At 71.1% G+C, this 18,151-nt stretch carries 9 protein-coding genes; 2 read left to right on the forward strand and 7 right to left on the reverse strand.

Translation table 11 applies throughout. The annotated features are described in order from the left end of the window. Positions 1 to 26: 26 nt before the first annotated feature. A complete protein-coding gene (locus NR798_RS06735) occupies positions 27 to 1,217 on the forward strand; it encodes a cytochrome P450 (RefSeq protein WP_375770593.1) in 1,191 nt (396 codons plus the stop codon). Positions 1,218 to 1,226: 9 nt separating this feature from the next. Here the strand turns inward: NR798_RS06735 and NR798_RS06740 are convergent, their stop codons facing one another. After that, on the reverse strand, positions 1,227 to 6,506 hold the full coding sequence (locus NR798_RS06740) for an AAA family ATPase (protein WP_375770594.1): 5,280 nt from the start codon (positions 6,504 to 6,506) through the stop codon (positions 1,227 to 1,229). Positions 6,507 to 6,728: 222 nt separating this feature from the next. Further along, positions 6,729 to 7,274 (reverse strand): metal-dependent hydrolase, encoded by a 546-nt coding sequence (locus NR798_RS06745; RefSeq protein WP_375770595.1) that lies wholly within the window; start codon positions 7,272 to 7,274, stop codon positions 6,729 to 6,731. Positions 7,275 to 7,407: 133 nt separating this feature from the next. On the opposite strand from NR798_RS06745, the gene NR798_RS06750 reads away from it, so the two are divergent. Further along, positions 7,408 to 9,060, forward strand: coding sequence for an acyl-CoA synthetase (locus NR798_RS06750; protein ID WP_375770596.1), 1,653 nt, complete (start codon positions 7,408 to 7,410; stop codon positions 9,058 to 9,060). Positions 9,061 to 9,138: 78 nt separating this feature from the next. On the opposite strand, the gene NR798_RS06755 is transcribed toward NR798_RS06750, so the two are convergent. From NR798_RS06755 to NR798_RS06775, 5 genes are all read right to left on the reverse strand, one after another. Then, the gene (locus NR798_RS06755; RefSeq protein WP_375770597.1) at positions 9,139 to 10,014 is read right to left on the reverse strand and encodes a hypothetical protein; all 876 of its coding nucleotides are present in this window, start codon (positions 10,012 to 10,014) and stop codon (positions 9,139 to 9,141) included. A gap of 282 nt (positions 10,015 to 10,296) precedes the next feature. After that, entirely contained in the window at positions 10,297 to 11,823 is a 1,527-nt protein-coding gene (locus NR798_RS06760) for a NuoM family protein (protein ID WP_375770598.1), read from the reverse strand. Between the two features lies 1 nt (position 11,824). Further along, positions 11,825 to 13,243, reverse strand: a complete 1,419-nt coding sequence (locus NR798_RS06765; RefSeq protein ID WP_375770599.1) for a proton-conducting transporter membrane subunit — start codon at positions 13,241 to 13,243, stop codon at positions 11,825 to 11,827. Then, the gene (locus NR798_RS06770; RefSeq protein WP_375770600.1) at positions 13,230 to 16,454 is read right to left on the reverse strand and encodes a YbcC family protein; all 3,225 of its coding nucleotides are present in this window, start codon (positions 16,452 to 16,454) and stop codon (positions 13,230 to 13,232) included. Before NR798_RS06770 ends, NR798_RS06765 begins: the two co-directional genes overlap by 14 nt. 21 nt (positions 16,455 to 16,475) lie before the next feature. After that, positions 16,476 to 18,122 (reverse strand): SulP family inorganic anion transporter, encoded by a 1,647-nt coding sequence (locus NR798_RS06775; protein WP_375770601.1) that lies wholly within the window; start codon positions 18,120 to 18,122, stop codon positions 16,476 to 16,478. Between the last annotated feature and the right edge of the window lie 29 nt (positions 18,123 to 18,151).

An 18,151-nucleotide genomic window follows, 5' to 3' on the forward strand; every position in this document is an offset into this window, starting at 1 on the left:
GAACCCCGTGCGGTCAGATGGCGTCCATGTCCGCTCCGCTCTCGCCTGACGTGCTCAGCACCCCCGAGGGAATCGCCAACCCCTACCCCGCCTACCGGGCCTTCCAGGGCCCTCCGGTGCGCTACCTGAGGCTCCCCGCGGGGCCCCTCACGGGCCGGACCGAGCCGCTCTACGCCTGGGCGCTGCTCCGTCACGCCGATGTCCTCGCCGCCATCCGCGACCCCGCCACGTTCTCCTCGCAGACGCCGACGGTGTTCAAGACGATGCCCAAGTTCGCGCTCCTCCATGATGACCCGCCCCACCACACCCGGATGCGGCGGCTCGTGAGCAAGGCGTTCAGCCCGCAGCGCATCGCCTCCCTCTCGGAGTGGATCGGCCGCATCGCGAACGAGCTGCTCGACACCGCGGGCACGGGCCCCGTGGAGCTCATGTCGGCGTACGCCGTCCCCCTGCCCATGCGGGTCATCGCCGGGATGCTGGGCGTCCCGGACCAGGACTATCCGTCCTTCAAGCTCTGGTCGGAGGCCGTGGTCGCCTACGTCGGCATGTCCGCGGAGGAGCGCGGGCGCAAGATGCAGGAGATGATGGGTTACTTGGCGCAGATCATCGCCGCGCGCCGCGCGCAGCCCGCCGAGGATCTGATCTCCGCGCTCGTGGAGGCCAAGGTCGAGGGCGAGGCCCTCACCGATGCGGAGATCCGCAGCTTCGCCGCCGTGTTGCTCGTCGCGGGCAACGAGACGACCACCAACCTGATCGGCAACATGCTGGGCCTGCTCGCGGAGCGGCCGGAGCTCTGGCGCCGGGCCCGCGAGGATCGCTCGCTGGTCGAGCCCATCATCGAGGAGGTGCTGCGCTACGAGAGCCCCGTGCAGCGCTTCCCCCGGGTGACGACCCGGCCGGTGAAGATCGGCGACGTGGAGATCGGCGCGGGGGAGATCGTCGACATGGTCTATGGGGCGGCCAACCGGGATCCCTCCGTCTTCGAGGATCCGGACTCCTTCCGGCCGGAGCGCCCGACGAACGCGCAGCACCTGGGCTTCGGGCTCGGGACCCACTTCTGCCTGGGTGCGCCGCTGGCCCGGCTCGAGGCCCGCATCACGCTCAATGCGTTCCTGGACAGGTTCCCGGCGCTCGGCCGGGGAGCGGGCGCCGCGGTGCGGCAGGGGTTCGCCCCGGTGAGCCTCGGCTACAAGTCGCTGCCGCTCGTGCTCGGCTGAGCCGGGGGCCTACACCAGCGGCAGCTCCAGCGTGGCCGTGGCGCCCTTGCCCGGCCCCTCGCTCTCCAGCGTGAGGCGCCCGCCCAGCTTCTGGGCCGCCAGCGCGCTGGAGTGCAGGCCCAGGCCATGCCCGTCCTCGCGCGTGGTGAAGCCCTGGCGGAAGAGCCGCTCGCGCACCTCGGGCGCGATGCCCATGCCGTTGTCCACCACCTGGATGCGCGCCACATCCTCCTGTGCGTCGAGCCGCACGTACAGGTGGCGCTGGCCCGGGGGCAGCGCCGTCATGGCGTTCTTGGCGTTGGTGATGAGGTTGATGAGGATCTGCAGCACCTTGTGCTTGTCCAGCCGTGTCCTGGAGAGTGTGGACAGCTCCCGGACGACGTTGACGCCGTGGCTCTTGAGCGCGGGCATCTGGATGCTCAGCGCTTCCTCGACGACCAGGGGCAGATCGCACTCCTCGGTGACGAGCGTGTCCCCGGCATAGGTCTGCTGCACCTTGACGATGGCCCGGATGTGCTCGACGTGCTGGGTGGTCGCCTCCAGGCCCTCTTTCAACACCGCCTGCTCCTCGAGCAGCTCCTCGGAGAGCGCGGAGAGGTAGTCCGGCAACTGGGCGCCGCGCGGATCCCGGGTGAGGAAGTCCGCCAGCTCCCGCCGGTGCTCCTCGAGCATGCGGGACACCAGCGTCAACCGCCCCAGGCGCGAGGTGGCCACCGTCTGGTTCATCACCTGCACGTTGACGATGGCGCTGGTCAGCACGTTGCCGACGTTGTGGAGCACGTTGGTGGCCACCTCGGCCATGCCCGCCGCTCGCGCCGTCTCCACCAGCTGCGCCTGGGCCTGCCGCAGCTCCCGCGTCCGCTCGTCCACCCGCCGCTCCAGCTCGTCGTTGGCGCGGCGCAGGGCCGTCTCGGCGCGCTGCACGTCGGCGTACAGCCGCGCGTTCTCGATGGAGATGGCGGCCTGCGAGGCGAGCTGTCCCAACAGCGAGAGGCGCGCGGGCGTGAAGGCGTTGGTGGTGAGGCTGTTCTCCAGGTAGAGCATCCCGCGGAACTCCTCCTGGCGCAGCAGCGGCAGGCAGAGCAGGGAGCGGGCCTTCCCGCGCTCCAGCCAGGCATCCGACGAGAAGTTGTGGGGCTGGGAGGCATCGCCGATGAGCACGTGCTCTCGCGTGCGCTTGACGTACGAGAGGAGCGTCCACGGCAGGGGCGTCTCGTCCGGGCCGGACGGGGAGCCCTCGGGCAGCGCGCCCGAGTGGGCCACCACCGAGAGCGTGTTGCCGTGGGGCAGCAACAGGGCGCCGCGCTGGGCGCCCGCGTTCTCGATGGCCACCCGCAGCAGCGTGGCCGCCAGCCGCTCGAGGACGATCTCCCCGGAGATGGCCTGCTGGGCCTTCACCACCGTGAGCGCGTCCAGCTGCGTGGAGCTCGTGTCCGTGAGGGCCGGCTCGGTGGACGGGGTGGAGGCCAGGGACGGCCATTCGGCGTCCAGGTGCCGCACCTTCCCGTGCGCGCCCCAGCGCAGGTACGCCTCCCGGGCCTTGGACGCGTAGGCCTCGGCGATGGTGGGCACCTGCCGCTCGCGCCAGAAGCGGGCCGCGAGCTCGTTGGCCAGGGCGGCGTTCTGGAGGAAGCCATGCTCGCGGGCGGACCGGATGGCCTCCTCGTAGGCGTGCAGGGCTTCGTTGTCGCGGCCCGTGAGCCGGGCGAGCTCCGCGAAGACCATGCGCTCGGGCGCGTGGAAGGTCGAGGGGACGTTGCTGGCCCACTCGGCCAGTTGTTGCTGAGCCCCCCGCAGGGTCTCCAGGGCCTGCTGCCGCTCCTCGGTGCTCAGCTCGCCGAAGCAGGCGGCCAGGGTCAGGGCGCGGTAGAGGTGGAAGTCCAGGAGCTGGATTTGAATGATCGAGGACCAGGTGAGCCCGGCCGCCCGCTCACCCGCCTCGCGCGCCGCCGCGTAGGCCCCGCTCATGAAGCGCGAGCGCATCTTGAGGATCCAATAGAAGCACCGCATGGTGCTCATCCGGTCGGGTGACAGCCCGGCCTCGAAGGCCTCCTCGTCGAAGTCCTCCCCGCTCAGCGAGCCAAACGCGCGCGAGAACCCGCGCAGGTCCTGCACGGAGCGCTGGATGTGGTGGATGATGTGTTGCGCATCCAGGAAGCCCGCCTTGCGGACGAAGGCGAGCCGCGCGATGGATTCCTGGTAGACCTCCTCCAGGGGGTGCCCCACGGCGAGGCGGTCCGTGACGATGTTGATGCAGCAGTAGCACGCGGCCTGGAACTCACTGCCCTGGAGCGCGAGCTGGAAGCCCCTGCGCAGCGGCTCCAGCGTCCCGGAGAGGGGCTGGGTCCAGTAGCTGATCATCGCCATCAGGTAGATGATCCGGCTGCGGAAGGCGGTCAGGTCGTAGCGCTCGATGAACGCGCAGGCCAGCAGACCGAAGGCATGGCCCTCCTGGTACCGCTTGAAGGTGGTGCCCAGCACCGCGCCGTACCAGCCAATCCCATAGGCGGCCGCCCCGGTGATGCCGTGGCGGAGGCTGAGGGAGACCATCCGGCACAGGTGGAGGACGAACAGGTGGCGGTCGAAGAAGGACGCGGGCGCGGAGAGGGTGGAGAGCACGCTCATCACCGCTTCCATGTCCGGATCCGTCACCCGTGGCAGGCCGATGAGGCTCGGGATGGAGCGCTCCCCCAGCAGGGCCTGGACCTCCTCGTTGGCGGCGACCACCTCCTCCCAGGAGGGGTGCGCTGGGATGGGCATGCCCATCCGGGCCAGACACTCCAGGAGGCAGGTGGTGGCGGCCTGGATTTCGCCAGCGGCGAGGTGGATGCCGCTCTTCAGGCGGTAGACGGTCGCCAGGTCCGCGGGGGTGCGCGCCCGGGGCAGCAGCTCCTCCAGCAGGCGGCGGGCCTCGGCGGCGTTGCCGCTCATGAGCTCGCAGTTCGCCTGGTCGCGCCGCAGCTTGAAGGCCAGCGTGGGAGCGGTCTGCCAGGGGTCTCCGGGGAGCAGGTGGAAGGCCGTGGACAGATAGACGACGGCCGAGCGGAAGGCCGTCGAGGCCTTGGCCCTCCCGCCCGCCTCGGCGTTGAGGCGTGCCACGCGGTGGCGCTCCGCGGGCTCGTCGATCAGCTCCGCGCCGGCGTTGAGCTGGCCCACCACGTCGAAGAGCTTCTCGTGCACCTCCTCGGGCGACAGGCTCGCCAGCAGCAGGCGGCCGATGTGCAGGTGGACGGCCTTGCGCTGGTCCTCGGGGATGAGGGCATGGGCCGCCTGCTGGATGCGGTCATGCAGGAAGCGGTACTGCTCGGGGCCGGCGCACATCAGCACGCCCTCCTGGAGCGCGGGCTCCAGGCCCTTCTCCACCTCGGCGGTCTCCGCCATGTGGGAGATGACGAGCAGGATGCGCGGGGAGAAGGTGTTGCCCACGCACGCGGCCAGCCGCAGCAGGTGCTGCGTGGAGGGGGGGAGCTGGCGCAGCTTGCCCACCAGGAAGTCCACGACGTTGTCGGAGTAGCCCTTCGACCGGACCCCCTCGGTGTCACACCGCCAGGTGCCCTCTGCCGTGCGCACCAACAGGCCGTCCTGGTTGAGCGTGAGCAGGAACTGCAGCAGGAAGAAGGGGTTGCCGCCGGTCTTCTCCCGGGCCAGCGCCGCGAGCGGTCCGATGAGGTCCGCCTCCGCGCCGGGGAGCGTGTCGGCCACCAGCCGCTGGACGTCCTCCAGCGTGAGCGGCTCGAGCGGCAGGTCGGTCACCCACGCGTTGGCCTTGCGCACCACCTCCAGCGTCAGCGAGAGCGGATGGGTGGGGCCCACCTCGTTGTCCCGATAGGCCCCGAGCAGTAGCACGGGCGGCGTCTCCGGGTGGGTGAGCAGGTGCTGGAGCAGCTGGAGGCTGGCCAGATCGGCCCACTGGAGGTCATCCAGGAAGAGGACGAGCGGATGCTCGGGCGTGGCGAACACGCCCAGCAGCCTGCGGAACACGCGGTTGAAGCGGTGCTGGGCCTCGACGGGCGGCAGCTCCTGGACGGGCGGCTGCTTGCCGAGGATGAGCTCCCACTGCGGCACCACGTCCACGAGGACCTGGCCATGGCCCTCCAGGGTCTCGTGCAACTGCGCGCGCCAGCGTGCCAGCTCCTCGTCCGTCCCCGAGAGGAGTTGCTGCGTCAGCCCGCGGAGCGCCTGGGCCAGGGTGGAGTAGGGGATGTCCTGCTGGAACTGGTCGAACTTGCCGCTGAGGAAGAAGCCGCGCTGGCGCACCACCGGCTTGTGCAGCTCGTGCACCACCGAGGACTTGCCGATGCCGGAGTAGCCGTGCACCAGGATGAGCTCCGGCCGGCCATACCGGGCCACGCGCTCGAAGCTCTGCAGCAGGGCGGCGGCCTGCGTGTCGCGCCCGTAGAGCCGCTGCGGGAGCTGGAAGCGGGTGGGCACATCGTGCACGCCGAGCGGGAAGTCCTCCTGCTCGCCCCGGAGCACGCCGTCGAGGCACCGCTCCAGATCGGCCCTCAGCCCCTCCGCGCTCTGGTAGCGCTCCTCGGCCACCTTGGCCAGCAGCTTCAGGACGATGGCGGACAGGACGGGGGGCAGCTCCTTCACCCGCTCGAGCGGGGGCTGCGGCGCGAGCGCCATGTGGGCATGGAACCACTCGAGTGCATCCTGCCCATGGAAGGGGCGGCTGCCCGTCAGCAGCTCGTAGAGGGTAATCCCCAGGGAGTACAGATCGGTGCGGTAGTCCACCGAGCGGTTCATGCGCCCGGTCTGCTCCGGGGACATGTACGCCAGCGTCCCTTCGATGAGGGAGGCTTGCAGCGCGTCCACGTGCTCGACGAGCTGGAGGCTGGCGATGCCGAAGTCGATGAGGTGCGTCTCGCCCGAGGCGGTGAGGATGATGTTGGAGGGCTTGATGTCCTTGTGGATGATGCCCCGGCGGTGGAGCTCCGCGAGGGTCGACGCCAGGGCGATGGCGTGCTCCAGGACGCGGAGCACGTTGAAGGGGGCGCCGGTGAGCTCGGAGAGCGGGATGCCCTCAATCTCCTCCAGCAGCAGCACCGGGCGCTCCTGGAACTGCTCGCAGGCGATGGCCCGGGTGACGCCGCGCACGTCCCGGAGCCGCTGGAGGATGTCGAACTCGCGGCGGTAGCGCTCGCGCTCACGGGGGCCCGGCGAGGTGGCCACCGGCGTCTTGAGGATGAGCGGAAGCCCATCCGCGTCGCGCACGGCGTGGAACAGCAGGTTCATGCCAGTGGACTTGACGACTCCTCGTGGCGTGTAACCTGGGATGTTCAGCATCTCGGGCGTCCTGGGTTGGGCGCCGCCCGAACAGCGGCTCGACCACCATGGTTGGAGCCCCGAATGGGAACAGACCCGGGAGGGATGTGCAACGCGGGAGTGCGTGCCCCGGGTGCGCCCCCTCCCCCGCGAAGCGGCCGCATCGAGCAGGCCCGCTTTGCAGCCAGGCATGCCTGACGGCCAGGGAGGCGGTCCTCGGTGGTACGCCGCGTGCGGGGAAGCTCAGGGCGAGGGAGGGCTCTCGGGCCTGCCCTCGCCGAGGAAGCGGGCCCGCAGGGTACGGACCACCTCGGCGTCCCAGCGCGGGGAGAGCAGCTCCACGGCGGTGCGGCGGTAGCGCAGCGCACAGGCGAGGCACACCAGCGTGGCCGCCAGCCCGATGACGCTGTTCTGCCAGGAGGCCAGCTCCCACTGGCCGTCCCAGAACCACTCGCGCTGGCTGGTGGGCCAGAAGTACCAGATGGGCCAGCCCGGGCCGCTGCCCGCGAGGTCACACAGCAGGTGGAGGTGGAAGGCCAGCAGCGCCAGCAGCCCTACCTGGAGCCGCTGCCGCGACAGCGCCGCGCACACCCCCGCCGTCACCAGCGCTCCCACGTAGCCGTGGAAGATGAGGTGGTGGTAGCGCGCGTACAGCTCGCCCCCGCCGAGGATCGTCAGCCCATCCAGGTCCGGCGCCAGCCCCGCGCACACGACGAGCAACCGGTCCCTCCGCGCCTCCAGGCGCTGGGTCATCAACCAGGACAGCTCGGCGTGGACGATGGGATTCATGTGGACATTCTCTCGCCAGCGGCCGCGGGTTTGCCAGCCCATGAACGGTTGCCGCCGGGTGCGGCCAGAGAGAGCGGGTGAGTGGCGGGGCCATCCGTGGCAGGCTCGGGGCGTCCTTCACCAGGAGCGAGTCATGTCCACCCCCTCCCCGCGCAACATGACCGACTACGAGGCGGCCCGCCGAGCCTTCCAATGGGAGCGCCCCGAATACTTCAACTTCGCCACGGACTTCGTCGACCGCTGGGCAGCCGAGCGTCCCGACGCGCCCGCGCTGCAGTGGAGCGACGAGGCGGGACACGCGCAGCTCTTCACGTGGAAGGACGTGAAGCAGCGCTCGCTGCACGCGGCGCAGTTCCTCGCCAGCCAGGGCCTGCACAAGGGCGACCGCGTCTTCGTGATGATGCCGCGCATTCCGGAGTGGTGGTTCCTCGTGCTGGGCTGCATCCGGGCGGGCATCGTCTTCATGCCGGGCACGCCCATGCTCACCACCAAGGACATCCGCTACCGGCTGCTGGCCGCGGATGCCAACGGCGTCATCGCCGACACGAGCTGCCTGGACAGGTTCGAGGGCCTGGTGGGCACGGGCCGGGTGGAGACCTGGGTGGCGGTGGGCAAGGCGCCCTCGCCCTGGGTGGTCTACACGCCGGGCGGTGCGGGCACGGGCCAGCACGGCGGGAGCTTCGAGCGCACGCGGGCGGATGACCCGATGCTCATCTATTTCACCTCGGGCACCACGGGCATGCCGAAGATGGTGCAGCACACGCAGGCCAGCTATGGCCTGGGGCACCAGATCACGGGCCGCTACTGGCTGGACCTGACGCCCGAGGACCGGCACCTGACGCTGTCGGACACGGGCTGGGCCAAGTGCGCGTGGGGCAAGCTGTTCGGCCCGTGGAGCCAGGGCGCCTGCAACGTGGTGTACGACTTCCGGGGGCGCTTCGACGCGGCGCGGATTCTGCGGGTGCTCGAGCGCCAGCGGGTGACGACGTTCTGCGCGCCGCCCACGGCGTGGCGGGCGCTCGTGCTGCAGGACCTGTCGCAGTACGACCTGTCCTCGGTGCGGCACGCGTTGAGCGCGGGCGAGCCGCTCAACCCCGAGGTCATCGACTCGTGGAAGCAGGCCACGGGGTTGCACATCCGCGAGGGCTACGGGCAGACGGAGTCGGTGATGATCGTGGGGATGTTCCCCGCGCTGGAGCCGAAGGTGGGCTCGATGGGCAAGCCGTCGCCGGGCTTCGACGTGTCGGTCATCGACGGTGAGGGCCAGGAGCTGCCCGCGGGCCAGGAGGGAGACATCGCGGTGCGGGTGAAGCCCGTGCCTCCGGTGGGCCTCTTCACCGGCTACCTCAACGACGACTCGGCCAACCTCGCGGCCTTCCGGGGGGACTGGTACGTGACGGGAGACCGGGCCGTGAAGGACGCGGACGGCTACTTCTGGTTCGTGGGCCGCAGTGACGACGTCATCAAGACGTCGGGCTACCGGGTGGGGCCCTTCGAGGTGGAGTCGGCGCTGCTGGAGCACGCGGCGGTGGCGGAGTCCGCGGTGGTGGGCGTCCCGGACGAGCGCATCGGCCAGCGCATCAAGGCGTACGTGGTGCTGGCGCCGGGCTTCCAGGGCTCGGAGGCGCTCGCCGAGGAGCTGCGCGAGTACGTGAAGAAGACGACGGCCCCGTACAAGTACCCGCGCGACATCGAGTTCGTCACGGAGCTGCCCAAGACGGTGAGCGGGAAGATCCGCCGCACCGAGCTGCGCTCCATGGCCCAGCAGCCCGCGAAGAAGGACTGAGCTTCCCCCTTCACGTGCGGAGGCCCGCGGGCAACGGCAGCCCGCGGGCCTTCATGGCTTCATTCGTTGCTTCAGGTGTTACGGGAGCGTGCCGACGTAGGCGGCGATCGTCTTGGTCTGCTCGACGGCCGAGGAGAAGCCCACGCCCACCATGACGGTGTTGTCGGCGGAGGAGAGGTACGACGCGTTGATGGAGCCGTAGGGGTTCACGCCCGCGTTGATCTGATAGATGGGGCCCGTCATGCGCACGCCCGAGGCCGTCAGCTCGATGCGGCGGTAGTAGACGATGAGGGTGCGCAGGTCATGCGTGCCCTGCTGGCCGGCCGCCACGCCCACCACGGCGTACCCATCCGGCACGGAGGCCCACGCCTCGAGCGTCCCGAAGGGGTTGCTGCCCGAGCGGAAGATGGTGCGCGCGCCCATCGAGCCATCGGCGTAGGGCTGGCGGTACTCGACGTGCAGCGTCTCGTAGTTGCTGTCCGAGACGATGCGCGCGCCGATGCCCGTCACCACCTGGCGGTTGCAGCTGGTCCCCGCCAGCGAGCTCACCTCGAGCGACGCGTACGGCTCACGGCCCACTCGGGCGGTGGTGTACGAGCCGATCAGCCCGGGCGCGCAGTAGCACCACGCCGCGGGGTTGGTCCGGTCGCACGGCTCGCAGCCGTAGTCATTGACGGGATCACAGACCGGCGGCTCCCCGCAGTCCGGGTCGAAGTCGGGGCACTCGGGCACGCAGTACGGGTCATCGATGGGGCACACCTTGACGACCGCGCCCTGCACCGAGCCGGACGGCTCGACCACGTCTACGAACTGCGCGTCCTTGGGGTAGTTGATCGCCACGGGCTCGCCGGTGGCGGGGTCCATGATGGACGTGGCCTCATCGGTCGTGCCGCAGGCGGCGAGGAGGGGGAGCAGGGCGGTGGACACCACGAGCAGCATCTTCTTGAACGTCATCGTCATCTCCAGGCAACAGAGGGCCCATGCGTCCGCCGGAGGGCGGAGCGCCAGGTGAATCCGACTGCGTGTGATTGAGTCAGCTGAGCGCCGTCGCCGCTTCGCTGCGTCCGGCCGGCCTCATCCTGGAAACGAAAAAGGCGGGAAAATGTCGCAAAGGCCGGTGACGGATTTTTCCCCGTCCCACGTCCCGGAAATGGAATCCCAGAAATGAAACGGGCCGGAGACCCCGAAGGTCCCCGGCCCGTCATTCCTACCGCCTGAGAGCGGGATGGCTCCCGCTCAGTGCGACGCGACCGCCGGACCGTGCGTCCCGGCGCTGGCGTGCTCCGTACTGGCCGCCGGGCCCACCAGTGAGGACACCTCGTGCTCGCGCAGGCGCAGCAGCGGCCCGGGGAGGAGGCCTCCCAGGAAGGCCAGCGCACACAGGGCCAGCGCGGCGAGGCGCTCGCGCGGGAGCAGGTCCTCCACCGTGTCGAGCACGGAGGCCTGGCCGTGCGCCGGCGTCCCGAGGAAGGTGCGCTGGAAGGCCCGCAGGAAGGTGATGCCGTTGATGGCGGTGGTGAGCAGCAGCGGGAGCGCCACCAGCGGATGGGTGCCGAGGATGCCGTGCAGCAGCAGGTCCTCGCCCACGAAGCTCATGGAGCCCGGGAAGCCCAGGCTGGCGATGCCCAACAGGAAGAAGAGGGCCGCCATCCTCGGGCCGCGGCGCACCAGGCCGCCCAGCCGCGTCATGTCCGCGGTGCCCGTGCGCACCTCGATGGCCCGCACCACCAGCATCAGCCCGGTGAGCGGCAGCGCCGCCGCCACGCTCTGCAGCAGCGCGCCGGCGAGGCTCTCGGTGTTGCGCTCGGCGAGCCCCGCGAGCATCAGCCCCGACTGGCTCACCAGCAGGAAGCCCACCGTGCGGCGCAGGTCCACCTGGGCCAGCGCCAGCACCGCCCCGTACAAGGCGCAGAAGAGGCCCACGCCCTCGAGCAGCGGGCTGAAGGCCATCCACGCCTCCGGCAGCAGCGGCATCGCCACCCGCACCAGCAGGTACAGCCCCGTGTGGGCGCTCACCATCAGCATCCCCACGCCGAAGGGCCCCCGCGCCAGCAGCACCGGCAGCCACGAGTGGAAGGGCACCACCGCCATGCGGAAGGCCACCGCCAGCAGCATCAGCGCCAGGACGGCCGTCTGCCTCGGAGCGGGCACGCCGCGCGCGAGCAGCTCCGGCAGGGCCAGCGGCGCCTGCGCCCCGGACTGCCAGCCCGGCAGCCCCAGCAGCACCACCGCCGCCACCAGCGGCAGCGAGCCCGCCAGCAGGTAGATGCGGAAGGTCCGCAGCGCCCGCGCCTCCGGCTGGGCCTTGGCCCGGCGGGAGATGAGCACCTCCGCCGGCAGCAGCATGGCCACCCAGAAGACGAGCATCATCCCCAGGTCCTGCACGCAGAAGAAGCCGAGCGCGGCGCTCTCGGTGAGCAGCACGGCCCGCAGGGTGGCCACGTCCAGCATCTGACGGGGTCCGGCCGCCACCAGCCCCAGGGTGAGCAGCGCGGTGAGCAGCAGCGCCACCACGCTCATCCCGGTCACCCCCAGCCCCAGGCTCAGCCGCAGCCCCGGCACCTGGCCCCAGGACTCCATCGCCCCCACGGCGCCGGCCTGGAAGAGCGCCAGCACGCCCAACGCCAGCACCAGCGAGAGGGACGCCACCGCCACCGCCACCCGGCGCGCGCGCTCCGGCGCGTACACCCGCCCGAGCACCGCCGCGCCCAGCGCCGGCAGCAGCACCATCATCGAGAGAAGAGGAAGCACACTCACTCGCATCTCACACCGCTCCTGTCGACTTGCCGTCCGAGGGCCCCGGGGCCGCACCGTGCTGGGACTCCACCGCGGTGGGCTCCGCCGCGCGCGGAATCCACCCGCTCAGCACGCCCACCCACAACCGCTCCGCCTTGTCGATCCACGCCCCCATCCACAGCAGCGGGCGCAGCGCCCACTGCTCGTGCAGCACGTCCAGCGCGAAGCGCTCGAGCGCCAGCCGGTAGAAGCGCTGCCGCAGGCCCTCGGGCAGCACGTGGTGGGCCACCGCGACGCTCGGCGGCTTCACGCCCTGGCTGGCCGCGTGCCGCGCCTGCACCTCGCGCAGCGCGGACGGGGCGCGCAGCAGCTGCAGGCAGCGCAGGCACGCGTGGGCCACCAGGTGCACCAGCGCCACCCGGTACCAGCCCAGGCCCACCTCGGCGAAAATGAGTCCCACCTGGGTGAGCACCGCGTACGCCAGCGCGCTCTTCACGTCCGTCTGCACCCGCCACACCAGCGTGGCGTGCAGCGCCGTCAGCAGGCCCACCCCCACCATCACCGCGCCCACCACCGGCGCGCGCTCCAGCAGGGGCGCCGCCCGCAGCAGCAGGTACAGGCCCGCGTGCACCGAGAGCGCCCCGTAGAAGAGCGCGCTCGAGGGCGTCGGCCCCTCCATGGCCCGCGGCAGCCAGCTGCTGAAGGGCAGCTGCGCCGACTTGCCCATGGCCGCCAGCACCAGGCACAGCCCCAGCACCGTCGCCGGCCCCGCGCCCATCACCACCGGCGGGCCCGGCCAGGCCCACTCGCCCAGCGCCTCCACCCACTCCGCGCTCCCGGCGTAGTGGTGCAGCAGCACCACCGCCAGCAGCAGGCCGATGTCACACAGCCGGTAGATGGTGAAGGCCTTCAGCCCCGCCCGCACCGGCGTCGTCCGCTCGTGGAAGAAGCCGATCAGCAGCGCCGAGGTGAGCCCCACCAGCTCCCACCCCACGAAGAGCAGATCGATGCTGCCCGCCTCCACCAGCAGCATCATCCCCGTGGCGAAGAGCGCCAGCAGCAGGAAGAAGCGCGTGAAGCCCGCCTCGCGGTGCAGGTAGTTCACCGAGAAGCGGCCGATGAGCAGGCTGATGGCGCTCGAGAGCACCATCATCGTCACCGACAGCCGGTCCACCAGGAAGGACACCTCGAAGGTGTACGTCCCCGTGGAGAACCACGGGCCCACGTCCACCATCAGCACATCCTGGTGGTGCGTGAGCATGAAGAGCGCCGTCAGCAGCGAGCCCAGGAGCGAGAGCCCCAGGGACCACAGCACGCACCCCGCCACCGTCCGCTCGCTCGGCGTGCGGTGCGCCAAGGCCACCAGCCCCAGCCCCAGGAAGGCGAGCAGGGGCCAGAACGGAACGGTGGTGGCGATCCCTCCCACCACGACGTCACTGAGCTGCATGGATGGAATCTCCCTGAAGAGAGGGGGTGGCGCCGCGTCCCAGGGGGAGCGCCGGGCCCGTGGGCCGCGCCAGTTGGATCAACGCCGGAGGCAGGAAGTCCCGATGCCCCCGGTACCAATCGGTCGAGGTGGCCACCACCGGCAGGGGCTCCGCGGGAGGCACCACCGGACGGAAGCCCTGGGGCGTGAAGCGCATCATGGCGCCCGTCTCCGGGTCCACGCTCACCAGCTGCACCCACTCGTTGCCGACGAGCTCGCGGATGGGCGCCTGGCGCGCGTAGATGGCCGAGAGCGTCTCCACGCTCGCCTCCACCACCAGCAGCAGGCGCATGGGCTCGTGGATTTCAATCATCTGCCGGGGCAGCCCGGTGCGCAGATCGCTCTCCACCCCGTCCATCACCCCGAGCAGGCTGGTGAGGTTGTGGGGCAGCTTGGTGCCGCAGCCGTAGCGGTCATTGTCGACGCACGAGAAGTAGTACTCGAGGTTGATGCCGGCGCCCACCGGCCCCACCGCCAGCAGGATGCGCTCGAGGATGGCCCCGGTGGGGTCGTGGCTGGGGTCGTACGAGTTGAGGAAGGCGCGCCGGTCCAGGAAGAGGCCGCGCGTGAGGGCACGGCGGCCCACGATGCAGGAGGCATTGGTGACGTGGCCGAGCTCGGGGCGGGCCTGGCTGAGGTCCACCGCGCGCTCCTCCACGTGGCGCAGCGCGGCCCGGGGCGAGAGCCGGGACGGAGCGGACTCGAAGCGCCGGCAGCGCTCGTGCGCGGAGAGGGCCCGCGTCGTGTCCATGGCCCGCCGGAGCTCGTCCAGCTCTCCGCGCAGGGGCAGGGGCACCTCCTCCGTGTCGTGGAGCACCACCTCGTCGGTGGTGGTGTTGTGCAGGCCGCCAATGAACCAGGTGGTGGCGGGGATGTGGATGCCGCGCTCGCGCAGGCGCGCCCGTACCTCGGGCCGGTTGGCCATCTCCGCGAAGAGGCGCGCGTTGGCCCCGCCGTGGCGCCCACCGCAGGCGCCGCAGTCATAGGCCGACATGTGCGGGTTGTTGACGCTCACCGCGCCGTGCCCCAACAGCACCACCAGCGGGGCGAAGTCCTTCACCAGCCCCACGTTGTCCAGCAGGGTGGCCACCCGGTCCGCCTTCTCGGCCACGGTGAAGCCCCGCGCCTTGCCCACCTTGGGCGAGGGCAGCGACTCATCGCGCAGGCTCGCCAGCCGCGTGCGCGGCGTGGGCACCATCATCTTGGCGAGCGCCCGGCGCATCCGGTCCACCGGGTGCGGGAAGAAGACGTGCAGCGGCAGCAGCAGCGCGGAGAGCAGTCCCACCAGCGGCGTCAGCAGCCAGCCCAGCTCCAACGAGTGCGCCCCGCCGTGCAGCCAATGGTCGAAGCGGGCCCACAGGGCGCGCACCCGCGCGCGGGCCTGGGCCAGGTGCTCGTGCTCCGGGTGCGGGTGCTCCACCACCTCGTGCGCGGGGGTGACGACCACGGGGCACAGGGCGGCATGGCTCGCGTCGTCCAGGCCCCGGTAGTCCATGGCCACGCCGTAGAAGCCCGCCGCGGCGAACGTCTCGTGCGCGGGGCTCAGCTCCTCGAAGTGCCGGCGGAAGGCCTCCTCGCGGTCGTCGATGCAGAAGAACACCTGGAAGCGGGCGCCGTGCACCGTGCGCAGCGACTCCGGACGCTGCCGGTTCTGCTCGAGCCCGTGCAGCACGTCCATGCGGTAGTGGTGCTCATAGGCCTCCAGCCAGACGCGGCGGCGGGCCTGCTCGTCGAAGGTCTCCAGCCACGTGAGCAGGGTGCGGCGGCGCGACAGCGGGAGCTCGGCCACCTCCGGCGCGGAGAGGCCGGCGAGCTGGGCGAGCTGGAAGAAGCGCCAGCTGCCCTCCTCCTCCGGGCGCTCCTGGAAGGACTGCCGGGGAGGCAGGGTGCGGGCGTGCGCCAGCAGGCCGGAGAGGGGGCCCGTGTAGTCCAGGCGCCGCCGGGCCACGTCGCGCAGCGCATGCAGCTCCAGCGTGAGGCGCACGGCGAGGAAGTCCATCAGCGCGGCCGGCGGCGCTCCCGGCGCGCGGTCCGCGGGGTTCTGCTCCAGGCGGCTCACCATGCCGGCCCAGCCGGGCAGGGCGAGCAGCACGCGGGTGACGTACTCCTCCCACTGCGCCTCGGGCACGCCGAGCGTGGCGAGCGCGGCGAGCACCTCGTCCTGGGCGGACAGGCCCCGGCGCTCGGCCTCGGCGAGCTCCGCCGTCAGCCCCGTCAGCCAGTGGGGCAGCACGCCGCTGCCCCGCAGCTTCAACGCGCGCCACGCGGCGTACAGCCCGCGCTCCCGCTCCGGCATGGGCCAGTGCGACACGCCCTCGTCGAGGAAGGCCGCGCAGGCGCGGATGAGGTGCGGGTGCACCAGGTCGGACGCGTCCTCCCCGGTGACGTCCCGCAGCAACTCGCGGTGGCTGCGCACCGCCTCCGGAGCCGGGGCTTCCGGGGTCTCCGGCGTGAGCAGCGGGGAGCGGCAGGCGGCCCACAGGGCGCTCACCGCGAAGAGCTCCGGCTCCTTGGCCAGGCGCTCGCGCAGCGACGGCACGCCGCCATCCCCACCGAAGGTGGCCGCCAGCTCCCGCGTCACCGCCTTCGGGTCCTCCGTCTTCCACGACGGCCCGAGCAGCGCCGCCGCGAGGTCGTTCAGCGTCCAGTCCTTGCCCACCCGGTCCAGCCACGCGCGCACGCCCTCGGTGGAGCGCTGGAGCAGCCGGGCCCGCGCCGCCTCCGGCACGTCCGGACGCAGCCGCCGCGAGGAGGACTGCTCCTCCAGCTTCCAGCGCAGCGAGGCCGCCGTCTCCACCGGAATGGCATGGCGCAGCGCCAGCCGCTCCACCTCCAGGAGGGAGAGGGCGCCGGGCGAGAGCTCCACCACGGGCTTGCCCGCATGGCGATCGGCCAGGGCCGCCTCCAGGTCCGCATCGGTGATGCGGCCCTGCCCGTACAGCTCGCGGTAGCGCGCCTCCGGGTAGTAGCCCTCCGTCCCGAAGACGGCGCTGGCGGCCTCCACCGCCTCGTGGAAGGGCAGGTGCTGGAAGGCATGCAGCGTGTTGTGGTGCACGAACACGCTGATGGGGCCCTGGGCCGGCAGCAGGTGGGCCGCGTGGGCCAGCACCTCACGCAGGTGCTGGCCACGGTCCACGGGGGTGCCGTGCGGGGAAGGGGAGCTGTGGCTCATCTGGGACTTCCTGGGTTGGGACTAGGCGCTGATGGGGTTGCTTTGGGCGTGCTTCTTGCGAGCGGCGAGCGGGTGCGTGGACAGGCCGCGGTGCTGCTCGAGCCCGCGGATGCGGAGATGACGCCCGGCGCGGGCGAATTCATCCTCCAGCTCGTGCAGCCGCTCCATCACGGTGTGGTCCACCAGGCGTGCGTGCTCGAAGTCCAGCTCCACGTGCTTGACGTGGGCATGCCGCGCAATCTGCTTCTTGAGCTTGAGGTAGTTGCTGAAGACGGCCGCGTGCCGCACGCGCAGCAGCACGCCCTCGCCCTGCGGATGCTCCTCGATGACGGGCCGGAAGAGGCCGCCGAGCGGCGCGCCGTTGACCACGTGCACCACCAGCTTCAGGACGATGCCCGCGGCCACGCCCACCAGCAGATCCGTCGCCAGCGTCACCACCAGCGTGAAGCTGAAGATGGCGAGCTGCTCGGCGCCGATGCGGAACGTCTTCACGAACTCGCTCGGCGAGGCCAGGCGCACGCCGGTGAAGATGAGCATGGCGGCCAGCGCGGCCAGCGGAATCCGGTGGATGAGCATCGGCGCGAAGGTGACGAACAGCAGCAGGAAGAGGCCGTGGAAGAAGTTGGACAGCCGGCTCTTCGCCCCGTAGCCGATGTTGGCCGAGCTGCGGACGATCTCGGAGATCATCGGCAGGCCGCCGATGAGGCCGGCGATGAGGTTGCCCACGCCCGTGGCCAGCAGATCCTTGTCCAGGTCCGAGCGGCGCTTCTGCGGATCCAGCATGTCCACCGCCTTGGCGCTCAGCAGCGACTCGATGCTGCCCACCAGGGAGAACATGGCGATGTACTTGAGCGAGGCCCCCGAGGTGACGACGGAGAAGTCCGGGAAGGTGATGGCGGACAGCAGGTTGCCCGGCAGGTTGACCAGGAAGTTGGGGCCCACCGAGTACACCTGCTGGGAGAAGGTGAAGGTGTGCTCGTGGTCCAGATCGAAGTACAGGCCCAGCGGCACCGCCATGAGCAGCACCAGCAGGGGGGCAGGCACCCGCTTGAGCACGGCCACCTTCTTGGACAGCGCCATGTGCCCGAAGAGCAGCACCAGGCTGATGACGCCGATGAGGGCGATCTCCGGGTTCATCCGCCCCAGGCTCTGGGGAATCTCCCCCAGCAGCGCCAGCGGCTCCTTGGCCTTGGGCGCCACGCCCAGCAGCGTGTGCAGCTGCTTGGAGCAGATGATGACGCCGATGGCCGCCAGCATTCCGTGCACCACCGAGGAGGGGAAGAAGTCCCCGAGCGCCCCGGCGCGCATCAGCGCGAAGACGATCTGCACCGCCGCCGCCACCACGATGGTGGCCAGGGCCCGCCGGTAGCCCAGGGGCATATCACCCTGGCCCAACTCCTGCACGGCGCCGATCGCGATGACGATGAGGCCCGCGGCGGGACCCTTGATGGTCAGCCGGGCGCTTCCCAGCCAGGAGGACATGATGCCGCCCACCACCGCGGTGAGGATGCCGGCCACCGGCGGAAAGCCACTGGCCATGGCAATGCCCAGGCACAGGGGCAGCGCGATGAGGAAGACGAGGAAGCCGGAGACGAGATCGCTCTTCCAGGAAGACGCGTCCGCCTGGTCGGCGGGGGGCGCGGAGGAAGACGTGGGGGGGGATTGCATGGGATTGGATTCTCCTCGTACACGCAGGC

The organism is Archangium gephyra (assembly GCF_042230915.1).
Taxonomy (GTDB): Bacteria; Myxococcota; Myxococcia; order Myxococcales; family Myxococcaceae; genus Archangium; species Archangium gephyra_B.